The 12,336-nt window shown below is 41.7% G+C and carries 15 protein-coding genes, 1 other RNA gene and 1 pseudogene; 5 read left to right on the top strand and 12 right to left on the bottom strand.

The genetic code is table 11. The features are described from left to right. The 4 genes from HMPREF2983_RS02455 to metK all read left to right on the top strand — a co-directional run. A partial coding sequence (locus HMPREF2983_RS02455) for a TraQ conjugal transfer family protein (RefSeq protein ID WP_141757613.1) occupies nt 1–224 on the top strand: 224 nt, incomplete at its 5' end. Beyond that, the gene (locus HMPREF2983_RS02450; RefSeq protein WP_025066641.1) at nt 221–730 is read left to right on the top strand and encodes a glycoside hydrolase family protein; all 510 of its coding nucleotides are present in this window, start codon (nt 221–223) and stop codon (nt 728–730) included. The genes HMPREF2983_RS02455 and HMPREF2983_RS02450, both read left to right, overlap by 4 nt. Before the next feature lie 71 nt (nt 731–801). Then, nucleotides 802–1,578, top strand: coding sequence for a hypothetical protein (locus HMPREF2983_RS02445; protein WP_004380960.1), 777 nt, complete (start codon nt 802–804; stop codon nt 1,576–1,578). Then, nucleotides 1,578–2,621: a methionine adenosyltransferase gene (gene metK / locus HMPREF2983_RS02440; protein ID WP_004380961.1), complete on the top strand. Its 1,044-nt coding sequence runs from the start codon at nt 1,578–1,580 to the stop codon at nt 2,619–2,621. Before HMPREF2983_RS02445 ends, metK begins: the two co-directional genes overlap by 1 nt. 110 nt (nt 2,622–2,731) lie before the next feature. On the opposite strand, the gene HMPREF2983_RS02435 is transcribed toward metK, so the two are convergent. The 12 genes from HMPREF2983_RS02435 to HMPREF2983_RS02380 form a co-directional block, all read right to left on the bottom strand. Then, nucleotides 2,732–2,950, bottom strand: coding sequence for a hypothetical protein (locus HMPREF2983_RS02435; RefSeq protein WP_025066640.1), 219 nt, complete (start codon nt 2,948–2,950; stop codon nt 2,732–2,734). Between the two features lie 4 nt (nt 2,951–2,954). Beyond that, nucleotides 2,955–3,209: a hypothetical protein gene (locus HMPREF2983_RS02430; RefSeq protein ID WP_025066639.1), complete on the bottom strand. Its 255-nt coding sequence runs from the start codon at nt 3,207–3,209 to the stop codon at nt 2,955–2,957. Between the two features lie 23 nt (nt 3,210–3,232). Further along, nucleotides 3,233–4,504, bottom strand: coding sequence for a PcfJ domain-containing protein (locus tag HMPREF2983_RS02425; protein ID WP_025066638.1), 1,272 nt, complete (start codon nt 4,502–4,504; stop codon nt 3,233–3,235). Between the two features lie 17 nt (nt 4,505–4,521). After that, nucleotides 4,522–5,052 carry an antirestriction protein ArdA gene (locus tag HMPREF2983_RS02420; protein ID WP_025066637.1) on the bottom strand — a complete coding sequence of 177 codons (531 nt, stop codon included), beginning with the start codon at nt 5,050–5,052 and terminating at the stop codon, nt 4,522–4,524. Nucleotides 5,053–5,064: 12 nt separating this feature from the next. Next, nucleotides 5,065–5,481: a PcfK-like family protein gene (locus HMPREF2983_RS02415; RefSeq protein ID WP_070666389.1), complete on the bottom strand. Its 417-nt coding sequence runs from the start codon at nt 5,479–5,481 to the stop codon at nt 5,065–5,067. Between the two features lie 5 nt (nt 5,482–5,486). Then, on the bottom strand, nt 5,487–5,918 hold the full coding sequence (locus HMPREF2983_RS02410) for a hypothetical protein (RefSeq protein ID WP_004374602.1): 432 nt from the start codon (nt 5,916–5,918) through the stop codon (nt 5,487–5,489). 356 nt (nt 5,919–6,274) lie between these two features. Next, nucleotides 6,275–6,622, bottom strand: coding sequence for a hypothetical protein (locus tag HMPREF2983_RS02405; RefSeq protein WP_025067683.1), 348 nt, complete (start codon nt 6,620–6,622; stop codon nt 6,275–6,277). A gap of 140 nt (nt 6,623–6,762) precedes the next feature. Then, on the bottom strand, nt 6,763–7,230 hold the full coding sequence (locus tag HMPREF2983_RS02400; protein ID WP_025067682.1) for a DUF1896 domain-containing protein: 468 nt from the start codon (nt 7,228–7,230) through the stop codon (nt 6,763–6,765). Nucleotides 7,231–7,235: 5 nt separating this feature from the next. After that, nucleotides 7,236–8,522 carry a site-specific integrase gene (locus HMPREF2983_RS02395; RefSeq protein WP_018911100.1) on the bottom strand — a complete coding sequence of 429 codons (1,287 nt, stop codon included), beginning with the start codon at nt 8,520–8,522 and terminating at the stop codon, nt 7,236–7,238. Nucleotides 8,523–8,865: 343 nt separating this feature from the next. Continuing rightward, nucleotides 8,866–9,265, bottom strand: a transfer-messenger RNA (tmRNA) gene (gene ssrA / locus HMPREF2983_RS02390). A 663-nt stretch (nt 9,266–9,928) separates the two neighbouring features. After that, nucleotides 9,929–10,471: a hypothetical protein gene (locus HMPREF2983_RS02385; RefSeq protein ID WP_039873761.1), complete on the bottom strand. Its 543-nt coding sequence runs from the start codon at nt 10,469–10,471 to the stop codon at nt 9,929–9,931. Between the two features lie 119 nt (nt 10,472–10,590). Further along, nucleotides 10,591–11,325, bottom strand: a complete 735-nt coding sequence (locus tag HMPREF2983_RS02380; RefSeq protein WP_004377565.1) for a helix-turn-helix domain-containing protein — start codon at nt 11,323–11,325, stop codon at nt 10,591–10,593. A 272-nt stretch (nt 11,326–11,597) separates the two neighbouring features. Between HMPREF2983_RS02380 and HMPREF2983_RS02375 the strand changes: the two are divergent. Further along, a pseudogene (locus tag HMPREF2983_RS02375) lies at nt 11,598–12,336 on the top strand (hypothetical protein); the annotation flags it as partial.

Below are 12,336 nucleotides of genomic sequence, written 5' to 3'. Positions count from 1 at the left end.
CGCTAAGAATGGACAATGGAGCAGTCTTCAAGCCCAACGACCGCTATCCGCTTACAAAAGATGTGTTCCGACTTTACTACACCTCCGCTTCCACAGACCGACAAACCATTGATGTGTATGTGGAGGACAACTTCGGACAGACCGTCAAGCTATCATTCAACTTCAACAACGAGAAGAATGAGGACACGCCCAAAGTGATAGTAAAAGTACCGATACGACAATGAATTTAGCCAAGACAATCATATTATTTTGTTTGCTTTTAATGTGTTTCCAACCATTGTCAGCTCAAAGTAGGCGGAGGCGGCTCGCTGATCTCCCGCCCTTTGAGCGGGCGGTGGTCTGCATCAAGTATTTTGAGGGAATGCACGACAAGAAGGATTACCCATATGTCGGATATGGGCATCGACTATTGCCCGGTGAACAATTTTCTTCCAATATGTCAGAATGGCAAGCGGACTCCCTACTTCGGGCAGACCTTTGGAAATGCTTTGAGATATTCAAGAAGTACGGAAAAGATGCTTTGCTACTTGCCGTGCTGTCATATAATGTTGGTGTAGGACGAATTTTAGGTTATGGAAAACATCCAAAAAGTCAGCTGCTACGAAAGATTGAAGCTGGAGATAGAAATATCTACAAAGAACTTCTGACCTTTTGCAAATACAGAGGTAAAGTCTTGAAAGTGCTAGTTAAGCGGAGACAAGTAGAATATTTCCTATTTTTCAATCTTTAAGATTGAAGTTGAAAAAGAAGGGAAAATGGACACTTTTTCATAAAAAAACTATACCTTTGCAAGAAAACCTCATGGAAAGAATATTACCCTATGAAATTAGTTACAAATGCTTAGAAAAATGGAGATTTGTTGAAAATGGATTTTTATGGAGTCTTCTTCTATGTCCTTTTTTAACAGTACTATTACAAAAACAAAATAATGAGTTTGTTGTAAGATGTATAAACATATTATCAATAATCAATTATATATCTATAATAGGATACGCACTGCTTTATATAATTGTAGAGATTTTAATGCAGCCAATGACTGCAAGCAGTAGAAGAAAAGGGTTTATTGATAATTCTTTAGGAACTAAGTTTTTAGATCAGCCAGTTACTAATTACTATGATAATGATTCCATTAAAGTTGGAACATATAAAATGTTAGTAAACTGTTTTGAAAATTGTTTTTTCACTTTTAGCCTAGTTAAGGCTACACTATCAAGAAAATTTTTTAAAAACGTAATAATCGCATTGATTCTTATTTTCTTTACATATTATGGAATCAAGAATTTAGATGTGACAATACCTATATTACAACTTTTTCTTTCATTCTTCTTTTTAATGGACTTAGCATATCATGTTAGCTTTTATTTTAAACTACGCTCACTATTTGAAAGATTTAAATCTATTTTTTCAAAAAAGTTATCCAAAAAGGAAACACTTCAGCAGGCATTCTATATGGTTCTTGAGTATGAATCAGCTTTAGCCTATAATAAATCATCAATCAGTAACTTAAAGTATAAGGAGATGAACGAAAAATTGACAAATGATTGGGCAGAAATAAAAAGAAATTACAACATATCATAATGAAATATACTGTAGAAAACGTCTTGCAAGGCCATCCTGATAAGATTTGTGATCAAATAAGCGATGCGTTATTAGATGAATGCCTTAAATTAAACAAATATGCTCACACTGCAATAGAATGCCTTGGTACTGGTCATAATGTTGTTGTAGGTGGAGAGATTGACGGAATTGAAGATTTAGAATTAGATGTAGTGAAAATTGTAAATGATCTGTATCACTCTATTGGATATGAAGAATTCCTTTCCGTTCAAAATTTATTAAGATGCCAATCAAGTCAACTTAAAATGGGCCTCATTAAAGATGGTGCTGGTGACCAAGGTATTATGTATGGATATGCCGTCAATAATAAATATAACTATTTACCTTATGGTGTATATTTATCAAGTTTAATAGCAAAAGAAATTGATAAGTATAGACTTAATTCCGACTATCTATTACCTGATGGAAAAATTCAAATAATAGTAAATGATAATAGGCTAGAAAAATTATCAGTTAATATTCAACATAAGGGTAAAGTCGATAAATGTTTTATGGAAAATGATATTGTGGACAATGTTTTGAGTAAATTTATTGACCCATCTGAAACAGAATTTAATATAAATCAAAACTCAAATTTTCTACAAGGTGGCTTTTTGAATGATACCGGACTAACTGGACGAAAAATCATAGTCGATACTTATGGAGGAATAGCTCCTCATGGCGGAGGAGCCTTTTCTGGCAAAGACCCAACTAAGATGGATCGAACAGCTGCATATATGGCACGTTTTGTTGCCAAAAACATTGTTGCTAACGGATTTGCAAATGAATGTACAATTTCAGTAGCGTACGCTTTTGGTGAAGAAAGGCCAATTATGTTGCAAGTTGTAACTGAGAAAAGAGATAATCATAAAATGCTGACTCAGCTAATAAATGAGAGATTTGACTTTAGACCAGAAGCTATAATAGAGCGTTTAGGATTAAGACAGTTTTCATTTTTACCTACATCTCGTTATGGTCACTTTTCAAATTCTGATTATCCATGGGAACAAGTCTATACATTATAGAAAACATCTATAATCCTGCGACTTTCTTTTGCTTCTTTTCTTTGGTCGCCTGCTCGTTCAAAGAAAAAGAAAAGAAGCCACGCAATTTTGAGGTTGCGTGGCTCATTATGTTAGGGCTTTTCAGTTGTTTCAATTATCCGCTCTTCGGGGTGGGTATTAAAAGCCCAATTGATTTGTTCATCGGGCAGTGTGCTGTGTATTCCTCTGCCCATCACCATTCCACAATCTTCAAGGATTTTCCGCTCGGCTTCTTCTCGGTCTGTGGCTGCTACCTCAAATACTCCTTCAAAAACGTATTGCGTGCGTACTCTATAAACTTTCCTTTCCATATTTTCAAAATTCAGCGATTAGTAATCTGTGTTCCATTGGCTCGCCATTCGATAGCCAACGGTGGGTTAGCCAAAAATGATGTGCACCGTAACCATAGACAAAAAACTTGTCAAGTTCCGTTTCTTGGGAGATTTGGAGGAGTGCGGTCTGCAACTCCTCCTTGTTCTCAGCTATGCTTATGGCATTGATTACTCTCACGATGATGTTGGGGATTTCGTCTGCCCAACTGCGAATAATGCCTTCTATCTGTACTTTCATATTGCTTTGTTTTATGGATTGTGTTATGCGGTTGCTCTCTGCGCTATCGTTCTCATATTCTTCTGCATCAAGGCGAGTATCTGCTCGTGGTACTCGGTGTTCTTGTTGCACACGCCACGACTTTGCACCACTTTCATAGTTTCCAATGATACCTCGATGGTCTCGATGCGCTCTCCGTCCTTTGTGGCAGAAAAGATAAGCGACTGCGGTTTGCTGTAATAGCGTGCATCATATACGCAATGGTGCATTGCTGTGCCTTCCTCCAAATGCTCCTGCACACTCTCCAAAACGTGGATGCGGATAATGCCGTCCGTAAACTCTATGCCAAAGAATTTTGCTTTGAGTTGCTTGTACTCTTGTTCGGCTTCCATTGCTTCCTTACGCTTCTTGATAATGTTCTCACGTTCTTTCATCGCTCTGCGCTTGGCTTGGTAATGGTCGTGTGCTGCTCTTAGGTCGGTGGGGCAAACGTACTTCGGACTGCGTATGTCCTTGTTGAGTGTCGCAAGCGTATCAACCATATCGCACCACAAATTGCCGTCCTCCACTTGGTAGCTGTTGCGCAAACAGATACGGATAGATGCCCAATACTTGTCAATCTTGGCATATCTGTCCCTAATGAAGTGGCGAAGTAGGGAGATTTGTCCAGACTTCAATAAGGTTTCCGCCTTGTTGTCCGTAAGAATGGAATGGAACAACTCAAAGGGGGTAAGGTCGTGGAACGCTCCCTTAAATCCGTTGCGCCTAATGTCTTTCATCACTCCATAACGTGGGTAAATGCCGTGTGGGAGTATGTCGTACAATAGTTTGTCGGGACGGATTTCCAACTTACTGCCAAACTGCCACGTATCATACCAACAACTCATCGGGCGAAGTCGTGCCAATACTGCGCTTTTGCCGTTGGGTGCCATCCAACGCTCAACCACCTCAGAACAAAATCGTCTTATCGGTTGCCCTTGCTTGCGGTACACCTCCATATAGAAGTAACGTATCACTTGGTAGCCTTTGAAGGTGGTAAGTACGCAATAGTATGCAATATCTCTAGATACCCTCTGACGTTCTGTATGTATGGTGAGTTTCGTTCCGCAATGGGGGCAAATGGTGGTCTTGCCTTTATGCCGTGTGTCCGTCCATTGGTGTCCACACTCCAAACAAGTGTGTTCGCCTTTCGTGTTGCGCTTGGCAATATGCTCAAAAAGGTGCGTATATGCCCACTGACTTTGCTTGTCGGTAATGGTGGGGAGTTGGATAGCCAACTCCGCCACTTGCTTCTGAAATTTATTTCTTGGTTTCATTTTCTGTCCTCCTTGTTTTACTCGTCACGGAATACATATCCACTCTCAAACCAATACCCCTCGTCAAAGAGTTCGTCCGCATATTTGTCATAATCGAAATATCGTTCTGCAAACTCGGATAGTTCGTGTTCCATACTTACTATTTCCCTTGCAAACTCTTCTTTGTTCACATATCTGCCTACAAAAGCGGAATTGAATTGTCTCATTAGGTAATAGACGGACTCGGTTAAATCCTTGCCGGTATTCTCTACCCATATCCAAAAGGCACTCACATTCATACCGTCCAAATTCTCCAACTCGTCCCTCAGTTCAAAGAAGTTGCTATCCAAATGCCCCTCGTCAATGAGTTCTTCGGGTATGTTCCCCCAATCTTGGAACATCAATTCGGGTTCTTCCTCGTCTTGGTGGAGTTCGTGGCATACTTCCATAAACTCGTCTTGGTCGTAACACTCTGAAAGGTCTATCCACTTACCTCTTAGTGAGCCTTCGTTGTACTTGGCGTAAGTGCCTACATAGATGCGTGCTTCGCTTAAATCGTATCGTTCCATAGTCTTTGCTTTTTAGAAGTCAAACAATGAAGGTTGTGCAACCTCTGCCGTTTCTCTCTTTTGTGGTCTTGCGTTACGGCTCTGTATCTTGGCAAGTTCCTCGCGTTGGTACTGCTTGATGGCTTCCTGCCGTGCTTCGGCTTTCTCCTCCTCCGTGAGTTCCACAATATGGTTTACTGCCACTCTGCAAGTGATAGCCTTACCCACCTCGATTTCGTCCTCGTCATAGTAGTGGACTCCCATTGAGTAGATTTCATCGTCCTCAAATCCATTGCAGCCACTCGCCTGCACTTGGTTCAAGATGTAGGTTACACACTCCTCGATGCTCTTGTTAGGCTTCATCAAGTTGGGAGCAAACAAAGGGTCTGTCGCTGCACGCTGATTGAGATACTCGGCTATTGCTCTCGTAAAATGTTCTGTTCCTTTCATATCGCTTAGTATTTAGGGATTTCTACAATTTGGTTTATCTGTCCGCAAAGGAAACTTCTTAGGCTGGTGCGGTCGGGTGCATAATACTCTGACCAATGTCCGTATTGATTGACCAAATACTTCTTCAATACGTCCATAAAGTCAAACCGATAACCCATTAGGGGAACGGCTGTGCGGAAATAGGTGTTGGTGTTCACCGCTTCGGCAAGCCAATTCTTTTCCTCACGGCTCATTCGCTCCCCACGATTGAGTTTCAAACGTAGGAGATACACCTTACTGCCACTCAGTCTGTCCAACGGCTCAACGTCCCACTGCACAAACTTAGTTGCCACCAAACGCTCACTTTCATCAACCACCGAACTTATGCGGTAATGAGAGGAGGAGCTATATCCTTTTTCTTTCATCGAAGATGTGATATTTACTTTTTGCTGTTCCATAATGACATTTTTTTTATGCGTCCAAAGATCGGAGTATGCTGATTCCTTTTTGTAGCAATAAGAAGGTAGGGGGCGCAGCCGGCACAAGGTTTTGCAGGAAAATACTACCCGAAATGAAATGTAGGTGTGGAGATTTTCCGTGCAAACCAAAGGCACAGACCTTGTGCAAGCCGTAGCCCCTTACTACCTTTGCGAATAAAAAGAAATCAGCACCGACTTATGGCACATCAAAGTGGAATAGATGGAATTTAGAAGCGAAAGTGCAACGCCGGTATGGAAAATGAAAAAGGTGGCTACCTCAATCGAGATAACCACCCATAAAGAAGAATGAATCGAAGAAGATCTTTCCTTGTGCCTTAGAGCACACAGAGCAGGATTGCCACGATGACGGCAAGCCAGAACAGCCAACGCAGGATTGTAAAGGTTACTTGCAGAATAACTCTGACAATGAAGCGTAGTATCAGGAAACCGAGAATAACTGAAACGGCGGTTACGACTTGCGGCGTAACGATCTTCGAAATGAGGTAAACTGCACCGATAACGATGGAAAGCAGAACGGTGAGTTCGATGAAGCGTGTCCAACCGAAGTGGCGGACTTGCTTGGGAGAAGTCGGCTGCTGTTTGATATTATCGGTTTTGTTCGATGCGTCTGCCTTGATGAAGGCGGGTGTGTGAACGTCTTGATTCATGATGATTGTATTCATAATCGGGACTTTTAATAGTTTCAAGAGCGATAACAAGATGCGCACACTACACAAAGACAAGTGTTTGCAAAACTCTTGACGTGTGGAGTGGAGCGTTTATCTTGGCTCTTGACACTACAAAAGCCCCCGATGGTGAAGTATCAAGTCATGTTCTCACCGCCTATCGTTGGTAGACCATTGACCTCGATGAGCAGCACGATGGTACCGGTCAGCTCGGTGTACAGTTTGTCGTATTCTGTATCTGCCGCAAAGTCGTCCGTAAGTTCGTACCTGGCAAATACCGCTTGAATAGCCTTGTTGTTCAGTAAAATTAGTGCTAACCTTTCGGGAAGCGGACTTGGCAGCTCCTTCTCAAACTCCTGCTCCAGCAGGGAAACAAGGGTATCATACTTTGAGAAATGCAGGTTGTGGTACAGCACCTCGCTTGCCATCGTCTCTGCTTCGGGGTAGGAGAAACCTTGCGCCACGGCATCGCAGTAAGCCGTCAGAGCCTCGTCTGCTCGAGCGGTTACAAACGCATTGTCATTCACTCTCTCTGGAAAATGCTCTCCGAGATATGCTTCTAACTTCAAACGGAAGTAAGAAAGCTCTTTCTTTGTTGTTGCCATAAGTCTTAATGATTTGTTATTATAATAGGTGTATCACTCTTTTTGGTATAACGTCGCTTGGTCGCCTTTGCAGGCGGAGCACTTGCGAAGTCGAACTTATCCAATTTCTTGGATACGGCAAGCATATCATTCTCAATCTTCTTGTTCGTTATGCGGGCATAAAGCTGAGTTGTAGTTATGCTTGTGTGTCCTAACATCTTGGACACTGATTCTACTGGAACACCCTTGGTGAGCATCATCGTGGCAAAGGTGTGCCGGGCCATGTGAAAGGTCAGGTTCTTGTTGATACCGCAAACATCGGCTATCTCTTTCAAATAAGAGTTCATACGCTGGTTGCTGAGAATGGGTATCAATCTACCATTCTTTGCTTTGCCCTCATACTTCTTGATAATCATCTTAGGAATATCGAGAAGAAGGATATGGCTTAACGTATCAGTTTTCTGACGTGCCGTTACGATCCACTGCTTGCCGTCCATCGTTATGATATTGTCAGGAGTAAGGTTGGCTACATCAACGTAAGCAAGTCCTGTAAAGCAAGAGAACAAGAAGATGTCGCGAACATTTACCAATCGCTGCGTTGCAAATTCCTTGTGCATGATGGTATCCACTTCTTCGTCTGTCAAAAAGCCACGATCAACTCTTTTGGTCTTGAAGTGGATATTGAGGAATGGGTCGTGATTAAACACTCCAGCCTTTCGACCAAATATGATAACCGTCTTGAAAGTCTTTAAGGTCTTGATGGCCGTGTTAAAGCTCTGTCCAACCACCGTCTTGAGATAGACATCGAAATCGTGAATGACAATCGGGGTTAGTTCAATAATATTGAGGTCTGTGCGTGCATACTTCTCTTGAATGAACTTGGCGAAGTGACGCTTGCAGATGTCAAACTTGCGATAATTGGCTTTGGTAACTCCACAGCCAATCTGTGCATACATATCATTATTATATTTGGTAAACAATGAAAGAACGGTCTCCATATCCTCACGTTTACCAAGATATTCCGATTTGATGCGTTCAAGGCTGAGTTCTTCTGAGAACTCCAATCGTTGGAATATCATCTGAAGGTCTGTGCTGATGCTCGTCAGTTGTGCGTTGGTAGCCAAAGCCTCCTTGGTTCGTCCCCGTACTTTACCCAGTGTGCTATCCCACATTTCGGGATCAACACTAACGCCTGTTGTGCCGAGTGCCATTCTTTCTCCATTAAGATGGATACGCATCATAACCGATGCTTTTCCTTCTTTGTTCAAATAATTGCTTCGCAGATAGAAGCTTGTTCTGAAAATACTCTTCATACTTACAAGTTTTTAGTGCAGAAGTAAATCGTGCTTTCGACCCGTTTAAGGGTGAGTTACGCGTTATTTTTACAGCTGCAAAGTTCGACATAATTCTTTGAATAACAATGAAGTATGCGGTATCTGTGTGTACTCTGTACGGTATCAGTGGCTACAATTTTACAAAGTCGATTTCTTCTGTAGCCATATTGTAGCCAGTTGGGAGTATTTTGAGCGTTTCGGCGGTATCTGTATGTACTCCCAAGCAGGGAAGTATATAAACGAATAATCGCCGTAACTCGTTGAAGTTACGGCGATTATCTGATTTAATCATTTTTTGTTTTTCTCTTGTTCAGAGTACGTAAAGTGGAGCTGGTGGGATTCGAACCCACGTCCGCACAAGGAAACCATACGCTTTCTACACGTTTATTCCAGCCTTCATTTTCGTGTCATAGCAAGACCTGGACCACCAACTATGACCTTATCCTCTAAAGAATTCACACCCGGAGCGAGGCATCCAAGCGCTATTTCCGATTTACCTGCACCGCCTGACCCTTAGATTCGGAACAACATCCTTGGAGCAGTGTCTCGTTGCATCACCTTGTGACGCAATAAAGCCAGTAATCTACTATACTTCGATTAGGCAGCGAGAGCGTAATTATTTTCGCCAATTAATTTTTTGACCACTCAGATTAAGGAGCGAATAATCGAGGCTCCGCGTGCTTACGTATCATTTCATCTCGCCGTCAAATCCAGTCAACCCCGAGAGAATGTGCCTGCCGACAAACAGCAAGGCATTACACTGAATAGCCTTATTCATAAAGAAATCTCCCTACATATTCATCGAGAAACAAAATCATGACAGGCATATTCTGTTGCAAAGTTACAAGAATTTAAGAAAAAAGCAAAATTAAAGGCGATTATTTATGAAAATAAATCCATTGCAACACCAACGGTTATCTCCCCTACTCCAACTTCATGCAATCAACCAACACAAATAGGGGAAGATACGTTTACGCCGGATTGACATGATTTGAGATGCCGAATATCATGCAGATTAACAGGAAATCAGCACTCCTCCTGCACCTTTATTTTTGTAAATTTGTTTCATACCACATTTGCATTTGCCTTAAAAATTGATTATCTTTGCCGTAGGGAAAGTGGCAACACGCTTTCCCTTTTTTCATATCTTCATGCAGACCGCCGTGTAAAGTCTATGAAAACAGCCTGCAATATGCGTCAAATGACGTTGCAACTTGCGTCATTTCATCATGCCTTTTGACCGCAGTCAGCACGAAAGATGATGCAAATGGCAAGATTATCTGAACGAAAGGCTCCTCTCTTTTGCATCTACCCGAAAAACAGAACCATGAGAATTAAAATCCAATGTCATAATTTCCGTAAATTTTTATCTGTTTTTCTTGCTGCTATTCCCTATGAGATGAGGTTCCTTCCGACTTGCACTTTGAGCGAAATCTGCGTTTCAACAGACTGTAATCTGCTCCCACAGCCTGCCATGTTTCAACCTTATATAATATTCTTCCCACAGCTTTCTGATAGCTAATCGGATAATACAACGTGAGCACATACCAACGTCTGTGCCTGCGTATATAGTGAGATGTGTAGGCATAATCAGGCATATCAGCCAACCGACCACGCTGCATGAAGTTTCCACGGCGATAGGCATAGACGCTCTCGGGAACCACCTTACACTCCATAACGATGTTAACACCATTGTGAAAACCAAACTGTACATGACCACATCCATAGCCCTCAACATGCTCGCGGCGCAGAAACGAGGGATATTCAAACTGATAATCGAAAATGGAATCCGTGTAAACGCTGAACTGTTCGAAGTTCATTCCCTCCTTGAAACGCTCCTGTGGTTCGCGCTGGTCGGGCTGAAGGAGGAACATGGCCACGCAACAAGCGATAATAAACAGGAGGATAAAAAACAATAGTTTCTTCATTTTGCGATGCTCTTGTAGCGCAAAAATAAAACAAAGCAGCACAAAGCCAACTAAAAAGAAACCAACATTTAACTGACAAAAGCTGTTTCAGGAATACTGATGCATCACATTGCCATCCCCTATTCTATCACTTCGAGCCGATAATCACGCCCGCGCTCAGACGTTATTTTCAGTCGTCCTTCGGCTTCAAGCACGGGTTTGATGCGCTTGATGAGCGTATAAAGCGTGTCGTTGGCATCGGGTTTCTTCGGCCAAAGGGCATCACAGATATCTTGTTTCGACAGCTGATGATGCGGATTTCGGAAGAACATAAGGAGCAACGCATGCTGCATGGGCGTGAGTTTCACCGATTGATGCTTCAGCGTATAGAAGCGGTTTTCAGCTTCTGAAAACATCAGATGACCAAAGACTATCATCCCCTTGCGATGACGTTTGAAGTAACCTATGGAGAATATTGCCCACAACAAGGCCATGGCCGAAAACGAAAGAGGCAGCCGTTGGTCGGAGAATGCAAAAACAGAAGCCACAGAACAATGTGCAAAAGCTTGAAAGTCAGCAGTTGAATGTTGGTTTTTCCAACGCATCGGACGCGTAGACAACATGCCTTCATCACCATTCATTGCATAATAGACAATAGACTTTTCGCGCAAAGCCATTATCCGAAGATGACTGCGATAGGTCAGAATAGTGTCCGGGGTGATTGTCATTTCGCTCTTTTCTGCCAAAGTCTGCATCAGCGCCTGACTCATATCGGCCACCATTTCACGCTCGGCACTGCGATAACTGTGCATGCTTGACAATGCAGCACAAGCCACAATGAACATAAAAACGACTAAAGAATGATATGCTTTCATACGTTCTTCTCCTTCTTAAAGCCTGTTGCCATGGCTTAAAATACGATTACTTCTGTGCAAAAATAATGAAAAAACAGAAATAAACAAAGTGAAAATACGATTTGTTTAAGGCTGTATAGAAATATAATCGATAGAAAAACCTATACTCAAACGAGGGGAAGTTTACAGAAATGAATAGCCAAACAGGACTTTATTTTATAAAAAATCCTAAAAAATAGGTATTGTTTTATCTATTTTTAAGGTCTACCTTTGCACCCAATATAATTACAGTCATGAAAAAGAAATCAATTTTATTGTCCCTCGTGGCACTATGTGTATTGGCCTTGTTCTCTTGCAGTGACAAGAACGATGCACCCTCTTACAGTTCAAAAGCATTGAAAAATGCAGAGTTAGTAAACGTCTTGAAAGCAAAGGGTTACACCTTTAATGAAAACGGTCAGTTAGCACTTAACGATCTTGTCAATAATACTACATCACTTGATTTGAGTGGAACGAAGTTGAAAGACCTGACAGAACTCGACATATTTCCCAACCTCCATGAGTTGAAGCTCACTAATAATGGGTATGGTCCAACGTTTGATTTCACTAAACTTCCTGCTCAAATCACCGGTGTCGACCTGACAAATAACGACATTTATGATTTTGAAGGCTTAGTAAGTACTAAGGTTGAGAATGATGAAGTAAAAACAACTATTCTTCGACCACTGACAAAACTCTATCTCCCGGCTACGGCTAAATATAATGTAGAAGACTTGATGCCATTCTATACTGAAAGCAAAGCCGAGAAGAAACAGGTTGACATGCAGATAATCAACGCTAAAGGACAGTTGGAAACCTATAATACAATCAGAGAAATTCCCGACGAATACTTCAGAAAATACCTTAAAACGGTATTCAAAGATCTGTTTGTTGACGAAACATCCATTGATATCAGCAAGCCTATGTCGTTGGAAGCAACGGGACAAAATGTGATGTTGACCTTAATTCCGCAACACTATTATAAATTAAACT

The organism is Prevotella sp. HMSC077E09, from assembly GCF_001814685.1.
GTDB classification, from domain to species: domain Bacteria; phylum Bacteroidota; class Bacteroidia; order Bacteroidales; family Bacteroidaceae; genus Prevotella; species Prevotella oris.
This window is presented reverse-complemented; position numbering and strand designations above follow the sequence as displayed.